The organism is Pseudooceanicola sp. (genome assembly GCF_041987405.1).
Classification (GTDB): domain Bacteria; phylum Pseudomonadota; class Alphaproteobacteria; order Rhodobacterales; family Rhodobacteraceae; genus Pseudooceanicola.
In genome coordinates, this window is sequence record NZ_JBHIWR010000005.1 from 72340 (window position 1) to 88380 (window position 16041).

The 16041-nt window shown below is 65.2% G+C and carries 15 protein-coding genes; 10 read left to right on the plus strand and 5 right to left on the minus strand.

Annotated elements, in window-relative coordinates:
- The first annotated feature begins 24 nt into the window (after nt 1-24).
- The 9 genes from ACFC2Y_RS13765 to dtd all read left to right on the plus strand — a co-directional run bounded on the left by ACFC2Y_RS13765 (nt 25) and on the right by dtd (nt 8257).
- Nucleotides 25-1068: a pseudouridine synthase gene (locus ACFC2Y_RS13765; protein ID WP_375175634.1), complete on the plus strand. Its 1044-nt coding sequence runs from the start codon at nt 25-27 to the stop codon at nt 1066-1068.
- 158 nt (nt 1069-1226) lie between these two features.
- The gene (locus tag ACFC2Y_RS13770; protein ID WP_375175633.1) at nt 1227-2120 is read left to right on the plus strand and encodes a 5-bromo-4-chloroindolyl phosphate hydrolysis family protein; all 894 of its coding nucleotides are present in this window, start codon (nt 1227-1229) and stop codon (nt 2118-2120) included.
- 12 nt (nt 2121-2132) lie between these two features.
- Complete coding sequence (locus ACFC2Y_RS13775) at nt 2133-3332, plus strand: toxic anion resistance protein (RefSeq protein WP_375175632.1); 1200 nt, start codon at nt 2133-2135, stop codon at nt 3330-3332.
- 22 nt (nt 3333-3354) lie between these two features.
- Nucleotides 3355-4302: a DUF2927 domain-containing protein gene (locus tag ACFC2Y_RS13780; RefSeq protein ID WP_375175631.1), complete on the plus strand. Its 948-nt coding sequence runs from the start codon at nt 3355-3357 to the stop codon at nt 4300-4302.
- 15 nt (nt 4303-4317) lie between these two features.
- Nucleotides 4318-5466, plus strand: coding sequence for an SPFH domain-containing protein (locus ACFC2Y_RS13785; RefSeq protein WP_375175630.1), 1149 nt, complete (start codon nt 4318-4320; stop codon nt 5464-5466).
- A complete protein-coding gene (locus tag ACFC2Y_RS13790; RefSeq protein WP_375175629.1) occupies nt 5466-5849 on the plus strand; it encodes a nuclear transport factor 2 family protein in 384 nt (127 codons plus the stop codon). The genes ACFC2Y_RS13785 and ACFC2Y_RS13790 overlap by 1 nt, the downstream gene beginning before the upstream one ends.
- Nucleotides 5850-6058: 209 nt before the next feature.
- Nucleotides 6059-7147 (plus strand): TFIIB-type zinc finger domain-containing protein, encoded by a 1089-nt coding sequence (locus ACFC2Y_RS13795; RefSeq protein ID WP_375175628.1) that lies wholly within the window; start codon nt 6059-6061, stop codon nt 7145-7147.
- 1 nt (nt 7148) lies between these two features.
- The gene (locus ACFC2Y_RS13800) at nt 7149-7820 is read left to right on the plus strand and encodes a nitroreductase (RefSeq protein WP_375175627.1); all 672 of its coding nucleotides are present in this window, start codon (nt 7149-7151) and stop codon (nt 7818-7820) included.
- Entirely contained in the window at nt 7820-8257 is a 438-nt protein-coding gene (gene dtd, locus ACFC2Y_RS13805) for a D-aminoacyl-tRNA deacylase (RefSeq protein WP_375175626.1), read from the plus strand. Before ACFC2Y_RS13800 ends, dtd begins: the two co-directional genes overlap by 1 nt.
- A 314-nt stretch (nt 8258-8571) precedes the next feature.
- On the opposite strand, the gene urtE is transcribed toward dtd, so the two are convergent.
- From urtE to urtA, 5 genes are all read right to left on the minus strand, one after another.
- A complete protein-coding gene (gene urtE / locus ACFC2Y_RS13810) occupies nt 8572-9267 on the minus strand; it encodes an urea ABC transporter ATP-binding subunit UrtE (RefSeq protein WP_375175625.1) in 696 nt (231 codons plus the stop codon).
- Nucleotides 9268-9270: 3 nt separating this feature from the next.
- Nucleotides 9271-10011: an urea ABC transporter ATP-binding protein UrtD gene (gene urtD, locus ACFC2Y_RS13815; protein WP_375175624.1), complete on the minus strand. Its 741-nt coding sequence runs from the start codon at nt 10009-10011 to the stop codon at nt 9271-9273.
- Nucleotides 10008-11237, minus strand: coding sequence for an urea ABC transporter permease subunit UrtC (urtC, locus tag ACFC2Y_RS13820; protein WP_375175623.1), 1230 nt, complete (start codon nt 11235-11237; stop codon nt 10008-10010). Before urtC ends, urtD begins: the two co-directional genes overlap by 4 nt.
- 165 nt (nt 11238-11402) lie before the next feature.
- The gene (gene urtB / locus ACFC2Y_RS13825; RefSeq protein WP_375175622.1) at nt 11403-13361 is read right to left on the minus strand and encodes an urea ABC transporter permease subunit UrtB; all 1959 of its coding nucleotides are present in this window, start codon (nt 13359-13361) and stop codon (nt 11403-11405) included.
- A 95-nt stretch (nt 13362-13456) separates the two neighbouring features.
- Nucleotides 13457-14740 carry an urea ABC transporter substrate-binding protein gene (urtA, locus tag ACFC2Y_RS13830; RefSeq protein WP_375175621.1) on the minus strand — a complete coding sequence of 428 codons (1284 nt, stop codon included), beginning with the start codon at nt 14738-14740 and terminating at the stop codon, nt 13457-13459.
- 554 nt (nt 14741-15294) lie between these two features.
- Between urtA and ACFC2Y_RS13835 the strand changes: the two genes are divergently transcribed.
- Nucleotides 15295-15972, plus strand: a complete 678-nt coding sequence (locus ACFC2Y_RS13835; RefSeq protein ID WP_375175620.1) for an isochorismatase family protein — start codon at nt 15295-15297, stop codon at nt 15970-15972.
- Nucleotides 15973-16041 lie beyond the last annotated feature (69 nt).

The following is a 16041-nucleotide window of genomic DNA, read 5'->3' on the forward strand; positions in this document are numbered from 1 at the left end:
CGGGAAAGCGGATAAGCCGGGGGTATGAGCCAGGATGCCCCCAAACCGAAAAAATCCCCCCCCGGTGACCGGATCGCCAAGGTGCTGGCGCGGGCAGGCGTGGCCTCGCGCCGGGATGCAGAGAAGATGATCGTTGCGGGGCGCGTGTCGGTGAATGGCACGGTCATCGAGAGCCCGGCGCTGAACGTCACTGCGCGCGACCGGGTGGAGGTCGACGGTCGGCCGCTGGATGCGCCGGAACCGGCGCGGCTCTGGCTGTATCATAAGCCGACGGGGCTGGTGACCACCGCCAAGGACGAACAGGGGCGGCCGACGATATTCGACGACCTGCCCGAGGACATGCCGCGGGTGATGTCAGTCGGGCGGCTCGACCTGAATTCCGAGGGGCTCTTGCTGCTGACCAATGACGGCGGGCTCAAGCGGCGCCTGGAACTGCCCTCGACCGGCTGGCTGCGGCGCTACCGTGTGCGGGTGAAGGGCAATCCGACCGATGCCACGCTGGAGCCCCTGCGCGAGGGGATCGTGCTGAACAAGGAAGAATTCCAGCCGATGCAGGTGGTGCTCGACCGGCAGCAGGGGGCGAATGCCTGGCTGACGGTGGGCATCCGCGAGGGCAAGAACCGCGAGATCCGCCGCGCGATGGAAAGCATCGGGCTGAGCGTGAACCGCCTGATCCGGATTTCCTACGGCCCGTTCCAGTTGGGGCCCCTGCCCGTTGGCGAGGTGGAGGAGGTGCGGCGGCGCGTGCTGCGCGATCAACTGGGGCTGGAGGCGGAAGACGGCCCGGCCAAGCCGCGCCCGACGCGACAGCGAGGCAAGGGCGGCGGTCCCGAGTCCCGGCCCCGCGCCGGGACCCCGCCGGGCGGCAAGCGGGGTGGTGCGAAGGTCGCCGGAGGCCCCGGCGCGGGGGCCGGGGCAAGGGGTGCGGGCGGTCCCGGCGCGGGGGCTGGGGCTGCGAAACCGGCAAAACGGGATGCGAAACCTGGTCGCGGCAAAGCTAAGGGGAGTGATGCGCCCTGGGAAACGGGCAAACCCCGGCTCACCCGACGTCGTCCGAAAAAGGACTGAGGCTTTGCAGGGGTATGGCATTGGTGTATGCCTTCCCTATATGTACCGGGACGCCGAAATGACGAGGGTGGCATGACCGGAAGCGGTTTACAGAAACTGGCCTTTTTCCTGCTGGTGGCCCTGATGCTCTATGCAACGCTGACGGCGTCGGGGGTGTGATGGCACAGCGGTACGGCGGAGAGCACAGCCCCCAGGGACGCGCATCGGGCGCTCCCGACCCTCATATCGAAGCCACATCCGATTTCCGCGGCGCCCGCCGGTCGCGCGCGGGCGGGCGGGTGAACCTGCTGTTCCTCGCCCCCTTCCCGCTGGCCTGGAAGGCCTTCCTGTCGCCGCCGGTCATCATGGCCCAGCACCTCGTCGCCTTCGGCCTGCTGATCCTGGCCGCCTGGCTGACCCGCGAGGGGATCAAGGCGGAGGAGGCCTATGACGCCCGCAAGGTCGCCCGTCGCCCGGCCCTGCCGCGCAAGATGCTGGCCTCCGCCCTGACGGGGCTGGGCCTCGGGCTGGTCGGGTTTGCCGGTCACGGGGTGATCGAGGCGGGGATCTTCGCTGTCCTCGGCGTTGCGCTGCACGGCATGGCCTTTGGCCTCGACCCGTTGCGTGACAAGGGGATGGACGGCGTCGACCTGCATCAGACCGACCGTGTGGCCCGCGCTGTGGACCGGGGGGAGGCAAATCTGAACGCCATGGCCGAGGCCATCAAACGCTCCCACGACCGGCATCTGGAGGCGCGGGTGGAGCGGTTCGCGGGCGTGGCGCGCGACCTGTTCCGGACGGTGGAGAATGATCCGCGCGATCTGTCGGCGGCGCGCAAGTATCTGGGCATCTACCTGCAGGGCGCGCGGGACGCGACCGTCAAGTTCGCGGATCACTACAGCCGCAGTCGTGACCCCAAGGCGCGGTCGGATTACGAGGCATTGCTGACGGATCTTGAGCAGAATTTTGCGGCCCGGACGGACAGGCTCTTGTCCGATGACGCCGGAGACATGACGGTGGAAATAGAGGTGCTGCGCGAGAGGCTGCAGCGTGAGGGCGTCCGCCCGCAATAGTGGAGTGAATTGATGTCGGAAAACATTCGCGCCAAGGCGGCGGAAACCCTCAAGCAGGTCGAAGAGGTGACGGCGGTCGTCCTGCCAGAACCGAAAGCCCATGATGCGCTGGTGCCCCTGGCCGAGGCGGATGAACCGACAAGCGCCGAGATCGAGAAGCGGATTGGCGAGCTCGACATGGGCGACACCGGGTCGATCGTTCGGTTTGGCTCGGGCGCGCAGGCGGAGTTGCAGACGATTTCCCAGGCCATGCTGGCGGATGTGCGCAACAAGGACGTCGGGCCTGCCGGCGACAGCCTGCGCAATATCGTGACGACGATCCGCGGCTTTTCGGTCAGCGAGTTGGACGTGCGGCGCGAGCGGACCTTCTGGGAGAAACTCCTGGGCCGCGCCGCGCCCTTTGCCAAGTTCACCGCGAAGTTCGAAGAGGTGCAGGACCAGATCGACCGGATCACCGAAGAGCTGCTGAGCCATGAGCATACGCTGCTCAAGGACATCAAGTCGCTTGATATGCTCTATGAAAAGACGCTGGATTTCTACGACGAGCTGGCGCTCTACATCGCCGCAGGCGAGGAAAAGCTGAAGCGTCTGGACGAGACGGAGATCCCGGCCAAGGAAGCCGAGGTCAACGCGTCGCCCGAGGGCGATCAGGTGATGAAGGCGCAGGAGCTGCGGGATATCCGCGCCGCGCGGGACGACCTGGAACGGCGCGTGCATGACCTGAAGCTGACGCGGCAGGTGACGATGCAGTCCCTGCCTTCGATCCGGCTGGTGCAGGAGAATGACAAGTCGCTGGTCACCAAGATCAACTCGACCCTCGTCAACACCGTGCCGCTGTGGGAAACGCAGCTGGCGCAGGCTGTCACCATCCAGCGCTCGGCCGAGGCGGCGGCGGCGGTGCGCGACGCCAATGACCTGACGAACGAGCTCTTGACCTCCAACGCCAAGAACCTGCGCGACAGCAACAGGATGATCCGGCAGGAGATGGAGCGCGGGGTCTTTGACATCGAGGCCGTGAAACAGGCCAATGCGGACCTGATCGGCACGATCGAGGAAAGCCTGCAGATCGCGGACGAAGGCAAGGCCAAGCGCGTCGCGGCGGAAGAGGACCTGAAAAAGATGGAGGCCGAGCTGCGCGACACGCTGGCGTCGGCCAAGGCACGGGCGGACGGGACCGGCGACAATGTCGCGACGGCGGTCCCCAAAAACTGATCACGTCCGGGGAGGGCGGCTGGTGAAATTGCGGTATTGCCTATGGCCCGCGCTGGCGGCTCTGGTCGCCCTGGCGGGATGCCAGTGGACGGAGACCCCGGTGTCTCTCAAGCCGCAGGCGCGCCCGGCGGGGGCTGCTGTCGTGGCGGAGGCCGGACCGTCGGAGGCAAGCCAGGCGCTGAGCCGGTACTACGCGAGTTTCCAGGCGGATCTGCTGGCCCAGGGTCTGCTGCGCCGCGATGGCGGCGGGCCGGACACGCCCTATTCGGCCGTCGATCTGGCGCGGAATTTCGAGCAGATCGTCTTTTACGACGAATACGTCCGGGGCGGCGGGTTGCGTGGCGCGCGCGACAGCGCAGCGCGGTTGCGCCGCTGGCCCGACCCGGTGCGGATCGCGGTGGAATTCGGCGACTCCGTCCCGGACGACATCCGGCGGGAGGATATGGCGACGATCCGCGACTACACCGCACGGCTGAACCGCGTAACGGGGCATCCGATCAGCCTTTCCACTGCCGGGGCCAACTTCCATGTTCTGGTGATGGGCGAGGATGACCGGCCCGAGGTCGTGCGGCGGGTGAAGGAGATCGTGCCGGATATCTCTGCAACCTCCTTGGGGATCTTCCAGCGCCTGCCCAAGGCGATCCATTGTCTGGTCGTGGCCTTTTCCAAGGACGACAGCACCGAAGGCTATGGCGAGGCGATCGCCCTGGTCCGCGCCGAACACCCCGATCTTGTCCGCCGCAGCTGCTATCACGAGGAAATGGCGCAGGGGCTGGGCCTGGCCAATGACAGCCCAAGGGCGCGGCCGTCGATCTTCAACGACGACGACGAATTCGCCCTGCTGACCAGCCATGACGAGATGCTGCTGAAAATGCTCTACGACCCGCGCCTGCGGATCGGGATGAGCGCGGAGGAGGCGCGGCCGATCGTGTTGCGCATGGCACGGGAGCTGAAGGGCGGCGAGAGTTGAGAAAAGGATTTTGACATGGGTATTCTGGATTTCCTGAGCGGACAGTTCATCGACGTCATCCACTGGACGGATGACACGCGCGACACGCTGGTCTGGCGGTTCGAGCGCGAGGGGCACGAGATCAAGTATGGCGCCAAGCTGACAGTGCGCGAGGGTCAGGCGGCGGTCTTTGTCCATGAGGGGCAGTTGGCGGATGTGTTCACGCCCGGGCTCTACATGCTTGAGACGAACAACATGCCGATCATGACCTCGCTCCAGCACTGGGACCACGGGTTCAAATCGCCCTTCAAGTCGGAGATCTACTTCGTCTCCACCAACCGCTTCACCGACCTCAAGTGGGGCACCAAGAACCCGATCATGGCCCGCGATCCGGAGTTCGGGCCGGTCCGACTGCGCGCTTTCGGGACGTATTCGATCCGCGTCACCGACCCGGGCCGCTTCCTGACCGAAATCGTCGGGACGGACGGCGAATTCACCATGGACGAGATCAGCTTCCAGGTGCGCAACATCATCGTGCAGGAGTTCAGCCGCGTAGTAGCGGGGTCCGGCATTCCGGTGCTGGACATGGCCGCCAACACCGCCGATCTGGGCAAGCTGGTCGCGAAGGAGATCAGCGCCACCATCGCCGAGTACGGGATGGAGCTGCCGGAGCTTTATATCGAAAACATCTCCCTGCCGCCCGCGGTGGAGGAGGTGCTGGACAAGCGGACCTCCATGGGCATCGTCGGCGATCTGGGCCGCTACACGCAGTTCTCCGCTGCCGAGGCGATGAGCAAGGCCGCCTCCAACCCCGGCGGGGATGGCGGCATGGGCGCGGGCCTTGGCATGGGGATGGGCATGGCGATGGCCAACCAGCTGTCGCAGACTGGCCCCTGGGGCGCACGCCCGCAACAAGGGCACACCCCGGCCCCCGCGCCGGGGCCTCACACCGCCCCGCCGCCGCCTCCCCCGCCGGTCGAACACGTCTGGCATATCGCCGAGAACGGCCAGACCACGGGCCCTTTCTCCAAGGCTCGATTGGGCCGGATGGTGACCGAGGGTGGGCTGACCCGTGACACGATGGTCTGGACCGCCGGTCAGGATGGCTGGAAGCGGGCCGAGGATGTGCAGGAGCTGGCACAGCTTTTCACCGTGATGCCGCCGCCGCCACCGCCGGGGGTGTGATGCCTGAAGACCCGGAGGTCACCACTTCTGGCGATTGCGGGAACTCGCCAAAGAACGCCCGGGCGCAGGATATCGCGCTGGCCCTCATGGGGGCCGGTACGCTTGATTCCGACCTGCTGGCCGAAAACGCGGTCTGGGAACGGCCCGGCGGCGCGGTCACCGGGCGCAAGGCTATCCTCCGGGCGTTGCAACGGGCCAAGGCCCCGGTGCGGATCGAGGTGGATCAGGTGGTGACCCATGGCAAAAGCGGCTCCGTTTCGGGCCGGTATGTGCTGGCGGAGGGGGAAGAGCGGCTGTTCTGTCATGTGCTGCGGTTCACCACGGCCACCATGCGGGAGGTCGCGCAGATGGTGAGTTTCGAACATCGCGTGAAGGCGCGGTGATACGGGGTGCCATACGGAACGGCGTCTTCCCCTGACTTGATCAGAGGATCTCCCCCCACCCCGCGCCGCCTGTGGCTGGAGATCCTCGGGTCAAGCCCGAGGACGACGGGGTGCATGGTGTGGCGTTCAGGCAAAACAACAACCGAAATCACGGTTTTCCTCCGCCGCCATGCACACTAGCTTGGCCCTGCATCAACCGGGACCCGTTCATGACCGAAGAGCATCGTTTCCCCTGCCCCCAATGCGGCGCCGATTATCGTTTCGCCCCCGCCCAAGGCCAGCTGATCTGCGACCATTGCGGCCATTCGGAGCCCCTCGCCGAAGAAGAGCGGCCCACGGGCGGCATTCCGGAGCTGGATTTCCGCGCCGCTATCGAGGCACGCCTGCCGGAGGCGGAGATCGAGGAGACCCGGGTTTCCAAATGCCCCAACTGCGGCGCGCAGGTGGAGTTCGACGCAAATACGCACGCCAAGGAATGCCCCTTCTGCGCCACCCCCGTTGTCACCGACACCGGCACGCACCGCCATATCAAGCCGCGCGGTGTCCTGCCCTTCGCGCTGAACGAACCGGAGGCGCATGACGCCATGGCACAGTGGCTGAGTCGGCTGTGGTTCGCACCGAACGGGTTGAAGGATTACGCCCGCAAGGGGCGCAAGATGGACGGGATCTACGTGCCCTACTGGACCTTCGACGCCGATACCAAATCGAGCTACCGGGGCGAGCGCGGCACGGTCTATTACGTCACTGAAACCGTCATGCGGGATGGCAAGCGGGAACAGGTGCAGCGCCAGAAGATCCGCTGGCGGCCGGCTTCGGGCCGGGTGGCGCGGTTCTTTGACGATGTGCTGGTGCTGGCCTCGAAATCCCTGCCCAAGACCTACACCGACGCGCTGGAACCCTGGGACCTGTCGGAGCTGAAACCCTATGCGCCGGAGTTTCTGGCCGGGTTCCGGGCCGAGGGGTATCAGGTCGAACTGTCGGACGGCTATGCCGAGGCCCGGGCGATCATGGACAGGACCATCGACCGGGATGTCCGTTTCGACATCGGCGGCGACCGGCAGCGCGTGCATGACATCCAGACGCAGGTGTCGGATGTGACCTTCAAGCATATCCTGCTTCCGGTCTGGATGGCCGCCTACAAGTTTCGGGGCAAGACCTATCGCTTTGTCGTCAACGGGCGCACGGGCCGGGTGCAGGGCGAGCGGCCCTGGTCGGCCTGGAAGATCGGTTTTGCCGTGGTGCTGGGCCTGATCGTGGCCGGGGTGGTCGGTTATTTCTACGCGCAGAACGGGGGCTGAGATGAGCGATTTTGAGACCTTGATGGGCCTGCTGACGGCCCGTCACTCCTGCCGGGGATTTCTGGAAAAAGAGGTGCCGGAGGATCTGATCGCGCAGGTGGCGACCGCGGCGGGCCGCGCGCCCTCCTGGTGCAATGCCCAGCCCTGGCAGGTGATCGTCACGCGCGGCGCGGAGACGGAACGGCTGCGCAGCGCGCTGGTGGAGGCGGCCACGACGCGGCCGGAGAGCCCGGACGTGCCGGGGCCCGAAGGCTATTCCGGGGCGCATCGCGACCGTCGGCGCACCTGCGGCTGGCAGCTTTATGATGCGGTCGGCGTGGAAAAGGGCGACCGTGCGGGATCGGCCCGGCAGGCGCTGGAGAACTTCCGCCTTTTCGGCGCACCGCATACGGCGATCCTGACCTCGGGGCGCGAACTGGGGGCCTATGGCGCGCTGGACAGCGGCGGCTTCCTGCTCAGCTTCTGCCTCGCCGCGCAGGCGCTTGGCCTGGCGACGGTGCCGCAGGCGGCGGTGGCCTTCCACTCTGGCGTGGTGCGGGAGGTGCTGGGGATCCCCGAAGACCGGCTGATCCTCTGCGCCATCACCTTTGGCTACGAAGACCCCGACCACCCCGCCAACGCGTTCCGCACGGAACGGGCCGATCTGTCGGAGATCATGGAGATCCGAGGCTGATGCGCGCGCTGCTGCAACGGGTGAGCGAGGCGCAGGTGCGTGTCGACGGCGCGGTGATCGGGCAATGCGGGCCGGGTTTGATGATCCTCGTCTGCGCGATGCGCGGCGATACGGAGGCCGATGCGGAGGCGCTGGCCGCCAAGATCTCGAAATGCCGGATTTTCCATGACGACGCAGGCAAGATGAACCGGTCGGTATTGGATATCGGCGGATCGGCCCTGGTGGTGTCGCAGTTCACGCTGTCGGCCGATACTTCGCGCGGGAACCGGCCCGGCTTCTCGACCGCCGCCGCGCCGGAGGAGGGCAAGCGGCACTATGAGCATTTCGCCGTGGCGCTGCGCGATCTGGGGGTGCCGGTGGAAACCGGTCAGTTCGGGGCTGACATGAAGGTCTCGTTAATCAATGACGGGCCCGTGACGATCTGGATGGAGGTCTGATCCGGTTCGAGCGGCGGGGTGCCCCCCTGCTGCGCCGACATCCGTCCAGGCTTTCGGGCAACCAATCGGCGCCTGGGACGTTGGTCCTCTGACGCAGAGAGAACGGAGACCCCCATGAACCGCATCATCTATATCGTCGGCCTTGTCGTTATCGTGTTGGCAATCCTGAGCTTTGTCGGCCTGGGCTGACGGGCAAAGGTGCGGTCCCGCGCCCGTAATCCATAAGATGTAGGATGGGTGCTCTGCCCCCATGCAACCGGAGGAGAGATGGGTGCAGAGCACCCATCCTACGGAAACCGTAGCCAGGCGCGGCCTTATACCGACACTTCCGCCATCAGCTGATCCTTGGTCAATTCCGCCTTGCCGCCGGAGGTCGTCACCGCCCCGCGCCGCATGACGTAGAAGCTATCAGCCAAGGCATAGGCAAATTCGAAATACTGCTCCACCAGGATGATCGCCATGTCCCCCCTGTCGCGCAGGTATTCGATCACGCGGCCGATCTGCTGGATGATGTTGGGCTGAATGCCCTCCGTCGGCTCGTCCAGCAGCAGGAGCTTCGGCTTGGTGATCATGGCCCGCGCGATGGCCAGCTGTTGCTGCTGCCCGCCCGAGAGGTCACCGCCCCGCCGGTGCAGGAAGTCCTTCAGGATCGGAAAGAGCTCGAAGATCTCATCCGGGATGTGGTGTTCGGAGCGCGGCAGGCAGGCATAGGCCGTCTGCATGTTCTCCTCCACCGTCAGCAGTGGAAAGATCATCCGGCCTTGCGGCACATAGCCGATCCCCTTGTGGGCTAGGGTATGGGCAGGCATCCGGCCCAGGTCCTCGCCATCCAGCGCCATCGTGCCGCCGGATCGGGGATGGGTCCCCGAAATCGCCTTGAGGAGCGAGGTCTTGCCCACCCCGTTGGTGCCCATGATGCAGGTCACCTTGCCGGTCTCCGCCGCGAGGTCGATGTCGTGGAGGATCTGGCTTTGGCCGTAGTGGAGGGTCAACCCCTTGATATCCAGCATGATCTAGCGCCCCAGATAAACTTCGATGACCTGCGGGTTCTTGGTCACATGGTCGAGCGAGCCCTCGGCCAGGACCGAGCCTTCGTGCAGGACGGTGACCTTGCACTCCAGGCGACGGACAAACTCCATGTCATGTTCCACCACGACAACGGCGCGTGTCCTGGCCGCCTCTTTCAGCAGGTCGGTTGTGTGTTCGCGTTCGGCCAGCGTCATTCCGGCGGCAGGTTCGTCGACCAGCAGCAGCCGCGGCTCCTGCGCCAGCAGCATACCGATCTCCAGCCATTGCTTCTGCCCATGGCTCAGCTCGCCCGACTTACGGTTCAGCTGGTCGGACAGGCCGACCTCCTCCGCCAGTTCCTCGACCCTTGTCTGATCCGGGCGGGACGGGCGATAGAAAAGGCAGGGGAAGGCGCCACGCGGGTTGCGCACCGCCATCAGCAGGTTGGCATGCACCGTCTGATCCTCAAAGACCGTGGGGCGCTGGAACTTGCGCCCGATGCCCTCCTGCGCGATTTTGGCTTCGTTCATCTTGAGCAGGTTGACGGAGCGTTCGCCCCAGATCACGCGGCCCTCGTCGGGGCGCGTCTTGCCGGTGACGATATCCATGAAGGTGGTTTTGCCCGCGCCGTTCGGCCCGATGATGGCGCGGAGTTCCGCGTCGCCGATCTGGAAGGACAGGTTCCGGATGGCCTTGTAGCCGTCAAAGGTGACGGAGACGCCGGAGACCTCGAGAAGCGTGCTCATCCCCGGCCCTCCTCTTCTTGCAGGCTGCCCTTGTCGGGCCCGTAATCCGCGCCGTGGCGGTTCGGGGCGAGGCGTCCGGAGATCAGGTCAAACAGCCCGCCGATCCCCTTGGGGGCAAAGAGCGTGACCAGCACGAAGGAGAGACCGAGCAGGACGAGCCACCAATCGACCCAGTCGACCGTATAGAAGCCGAGCGGGATGGAGGGCACCTGCCCGCCGGTGAACCAGGTCGAGACGAGGGAGACCAGCGCCGCCCCGATGACCGCGCCATAAAGCCGCCCGCGGCCCCCGATGGCGACCCAGACCGCGAGGTAGATCGAGGCGATCGGCGCGACTTCGCCCGGGTTGATGATCCCCGCCTGGGGGTAATAGAGCGCCCCCGCAATAGCGGCGATGATGGCGGTGAAGGTGAAGATGAAGAGCTTGTACCCCTCCACCGAATACCCCAGGAACCGCACCCGCGCCTCGTCATCGCGGATGCCGCGAATGACCGAGCCGAATTTGCCCGAGACAACCCAGGCCGAGACGACATAGCCGATGCCGAGCGCCAGCGCGGAGGCCCAGAGGAACCAGACCGACACCACCGCCTGCGACGCGGTCACGCCCGGCAGGTTCTGCAGGCCCGACAGGCCGTTGTTGCCGCGCAGACCACTTTCGTTCTGGAAGAGGTAAAGCGAGAGGGCCAGCGTCATCGCCTGGGTCAGGATCGACAGGTAGACGCCGGTGACGCGCGAGCGGAAGGCGAGCCAGCCGAAGATCAGCGCCAGAAGGCCCGGGACCAGTACGACCAGCAGCAGCTGCGCCGGCAGCGAGGCGGCGAAATACCAGATCAACGGGAAATCCGACGAGCCCACAACGCCGAAGATCTGGGTGCCGATGGCGTCGACGACCTCCTGTTCTGTGGGCGGGATGGCGGCGTTGGCCATTGATTCCGCAACGATAATTTCGGTTCTCGCGTACATCAGCCACATGCCGATCATGTAGCCGCCCAGACCGAAGAAGGCGAAATGGCCGAGGCTGAGGATGCCGCAGTACCCCCAGACCAGATCCATGGCGAGGGCCACGAGGCAGAGGCAGAGCGTTTTCCCTAAGGTCTTGACGAAGCTGGTGGATATCATGTCGGCGCCGAAGGCCTCGGACATGAGGGTCACGGCCAGGGTGAAGATCGCCAGCAGGGCCAGAAAGATCAGGATTGACGGATTTCTGAGGAGGAAGGGGCGGGTCATGCGCGGCCTCTTGTCCGGGGGGCGACGGGGGCGAAATCCACGTCGGTGTCACGTCGGTATTGCGTCGGTATCACGTCGGTATTCTTGTCTGTACGTCCTGCGGCCCGTTCGGGGACCAGCGGGCGGGGAGAGGTGAGAGCGGGGAGACGAAAACCATACATCGGTTCAATCCCCCGCCGCGCGGCCCTTGAGCGCGATGATGCCGCGCGGCCGGAACTGGATGAAGATGATGATGAAGACGATCATGTAGGTCTGGGCCGCCAGCGTATTGGACGGGTTCAGCCATTCGATCCCCTTCTGCAGGAAGCCGATCATGGTCGCGCCCAGAAGCGTGCCCCAGATATTGCCGACACCGCCGACAACCACGGTCATGAAGCTTTGCACGATGTAGTCGGAACCAAGCTCCGAGGTCACCTTGGCGTAGAGGCCGATGGCGACGCCCGCAATGCCCGCAATGCCGGAGCCGAGGCCAAAGGTCAGCATGTTCACCCGGTCGGGGTTGATGCCCATGGAGGCTGCCATTTTCGGGTTCTGCGTCACGGCGCGGGTTTCGAGCCCGAGGCGGGTCTTCTTCATCAGGAAGAGGAAGAAGGCGAGGAAGATCAGCGCCAGAACAAAGATCGCGATGCGGATGTAGCTGATTGAGACCACGTCGTTCATGATCCAGGCCCCGTCCAGCCAACCCGGAGAGGTCAGCGGGCGGGCCTGGGTGCCAAAGACGTTCTTGGCGATCTGCTGCAGCGCGATGGAGATGCCGAAGGTGGCCAGCAGGGTTTCCAGCGGGCGGGAATAGAGCCAGCGGATCACCAGCCGCTCCATCGCCACGCCGGCGGCGAAGGTCACGGCAAAGGCCACCGGGATCGCAACGAGGATCGACACGGTGTAGTTCGGGATGACCTGCTGGATCACGTAGCCGGTATAGGCGCCCATCATGATGAACTCCCCATGGGCCATGTTGATCACCCCCATCACGCCGAAGGTGATGGCGAGGCCGATGGCGGCCAGAAAGTAGATCGAGGCGAGCGAGAGCGCGTCGAGCGACAGGTCGAAAAACTGGTTCATCCCGACCTTGAGCTCGATCGCGTTAAGGGCCTCCTGCGCAGCGGTGGTGACGGCCTCGTCCCGCTCCGCATAGGTTTCGAAGAAGACGTGATCGGCGATGGATTGGTCCACATCCGCTTCGGTGGCAGCGGCTTCGGCGAGGCCGGCGTCGACCAGGGCGGCATAGGCGGTGTCGCGTACTGTCGGATCGAAGAGAGCGCTGACCGGCACGCCGCCGACCTTGCCCTCGATGATATTGGCCTGCAGCGCCTGGCGCTGCGCATCCCGGGTCAGCCGTTCCGGGGCGAGGTCGGCGGCGACCAGCAGATCATAGGCTTCCTCCGGCTCTAGATCGCGGCCGACGCGCAGCACGCGGGCGATGTTCATATTCTCCGGCAGCTCCGTCGCGGCGCGGCGTGTCGTGGCCACCAGCGGGTTGAGCGCGGCGCGGGCATCGACGCCGAGGTCGCCCTCGAACGCGGAGATCGCTTCGATCCGTTCTTCGGCCGTGGCACCGTAGGAAATGGTCAGCAGCCGCTCGATCCGCTCCTTGCGCGCCTTGATGGCGGCGTCGGGTTCGTCGGCGATGCTGTCGCGCAGGACGGGCAGATGGCTTTCATTGCCGTTGCGCTCCAGCGCGGTGAGCGCGGCGAGGCGATTTTCCGGATCGGGGTCGGAGAGCTGGAATTTCACCAGGGCGGAGCCGATCAGCCCCCGGATGCCTGAGTTCGGCTTGATCTGGTCGTAGGTTTCGTCCGGGACCTCGCCGATCGCTTCGCCGGTGGCAAAGTCGAAGATGCGCAGGGTGTCGCGGTTGACCTCTTCGGCATAGACGAAAAGACCGGTCGCCTCGTCCAGCCACATTTCGCGTGCGGCCCATTTCTCCAGCACCAGCTGTGCTTCGCCGAGACCGCTGTCGCGGATGGCATCGATGGCGGGCTGGATCGTGCGGCGCGAAGACGACTGGATGATCTCGCTATGCTCTTGCAGCAGTTGCTGGATCGGCGCGTCGGCATCCTGAGAGGTGCCGGGGCCAGCCATCGCAAGCGATAGGGCCAGGGCCGCGAATAGGCGAAGGATCATGGGGGAAGACCGGACTTGATTGGCTGGATGGGCGGGGCCTTGGGTGGCCCTCGCCCGTGTGCGGTCGGGGGCCGCTGGCGGCCCCCGCTGTCAGATCAGTAGTTGGATTCGATCTGGACGCAGGTGGAGGTGTCGGTGTTGTACATGCCGCACTCCAGCTCTTTCCAATCGGACTTGAGCACTGCGGATTCCGGCAGGAAGTCGGTCCATGCATCGCCCGGCACCGGATCGGTGGCGGAGATGATGTCGAACTGACCGTCTTCGAGGATTTCACCGATCAGCACCGGCTTGGACAGGTGGTGGTTGGTGCCCATGACGGCGGTGCCGCCGGTCAGGTTCGGGTATTCCTGGCCCCACATGGCTGCGCGCACGGCGTCGACATCGGTGGTGCCGGCCTGTTCAACCGCGTTCACCCACATGTTGAAGCCGATGTAATGTGCTTCCATCGGGTCGTTGGTCACGCGGTCTTCACCGGCGAAGGCCTTCCACTTCTCGATGAACTCCGCATTGGCGTCGGATTCGGCAGACTGGAAGTAGTTCCAGGCAGCGAGGTGGCCGACGAGGTTGGAGGTGTCGAGGCCGGAAAGCTCTTCTTCCCCGACGGAGAAGGCGACAACCGGGATATCCTCGGCGGAGATGCCCTGCGCGGCCAGTTCCTTGTAGAAGCCGATGTTCGCGTCCCCGTTGATGGTGGAAATCACGCCGACCTTCTTGCCGTCTGCACCAAGGGCCACCACATCGGCGACGATCTTGGACCAGTCGGACTGACCGAAGGGCGTATAGTTGACGAAGATGTCCTCTGCCGGGATGCCCTTGTCCTTGAGGTAGCTTTCAAGAATGTTGTTGGTCGTGCGCGGATAGACGTAGTCGGTGCCGAGCAGGGCGAACTTTTCGACGCCCAGTTCTTCCAGGAAGTAATCGGTGGCCGGGATCGCCTGCTGGTTCGGCGCGGCGCCGGTGTAGAAGACGTTCTTGGAGCTTTCTTCACCCTCGTACTGGACGGGGTAGAAGAGCAGGCCGTTCAGTTCCTCGATGACGGGCAGCACGGATTTGCGGGACACGGAGGTCCAGCAGCCGAACATCACGTCGACCTCGGACACGGTCAGCAGCTCGCGCGCCTTTTCGGCAAAGAGCGGCCAGTCGGAGGCGGGGTCGACGACCACGGCTTCCAGCTGTTTGCCCATGACACCGCCTTTTTTGTTCTGCTCTTCGATGAGCATCAGCATGGTGTCCTTGAGCGTGGTTTCGGAAATCGCCATCGTCCCGGAGAGCGAGTGCAGGACGCCGACCTTGATGGTGTCGTCCGCAGCAACGGCGGCGGTGCTGAGCATCAGCGAACCGGCCGCCGCGCCGAGCATGGATTTCAGGAAATGCGACATGGATTAGTCCCCTTTGGTGTCAGTCGCATCGGGCACGGGGCCGGATTGCAAAATGCCTCCTCCCCACCTACATGCCTGTCAGCGACAGCAATGTTGCTTGCGCGTGGCGGAGACCGGACTGGCGAATGGTATTCCGTCGCGCGCTTTCTTTTCGCCCCTTCATGGGCTGGCCACACGAAATCCGCTTTGACGGTCGGACGGAATTTTTTCGGCGAAATCCTGATGGTCAAAGATGTATCTGCACAATTAATGGGCTGATTTTTGCGTGAATTGCCCGCGTTGCCGCATTATTGGGCGGACAGTCGGCGCCTCTGCCTGCCATTTCACCGCCGACGCCAGAGTTGCCGTCGGCTGGAATCGGGCGACGGGGCGTGCGCCACGGGCATGACCCCCAAGGTCGCTGGCGGCCTGCCATGCGCCGCAGACCGCCACGCCTGCGCGCCCGCAGCCTCTATCCTGAATGGTGTATCCAGGCAGGGACCCCCATGAACGTCACTCCCCCTCCCGGGCGTAATATCCCTCACCGGCCGGTCGAGTCTGGCGCGGCACCCCTGATGCATGCCGCGCTCTCGCTCCCGCTCGACCGCACGATCCTCTTGCCGATCGACCTGCAGGAGGAACACCGCCGCGACCCGCGCTATCTGGTGGAGGGCTATAACAAGGTTCTGGCCAATACTGCGGCGCTGATTGCGGCGGCGCGGGCGGGTGGCAGCCCCGTGGTCCACGCCGGGTTCCGCCGGGACTTCACCCGGGTCCCGCCCCGCCCGTTCGAGCCCATGAGCCCCGATGGCACCCCCGTCTTTTCCGACCCCGCATCCCCCGACATTGCCATCTGCCCGGAGGTCGCCCCGGAGCCGGGCGAGGCGGTGCTGTGGAAGAACGACCTGAGCTGTTTTTCCGACCCGGCCTTCCCCGCCATGATCGAGGCGGCGGAGTGGCTGGTCGTCTGCGGGGTTTGGACCGAGGCCTGCGTCGCCGCCACGGTGCGCGACGCCATCGCCCGTGGCATCCGGGTGCTGCTGGTCAAGGATGCGGTCGGTTCGGGGACGCTGGCCATGTCGCAGAGCGGGGTGATCACCCTGGCCAACCGGCTTTATGGCGGGGCGGTCTGTGACACGTCAGCTGCGGTGGACCTCCTGTCCGGGGCGGAACGGCAGGTCTGGCAGTTGGTCGGCTCGGCCCCGCTGCGCTATTCCGGGGCGGACATTGCCAAGGTCTGGGCAAGCCTCTGACCTGCCCCAAAAGATTGCCTTGGCGTCAGGGGCCGCCTAATCTCAACATCGGAACCGGGGCAGCGTCGA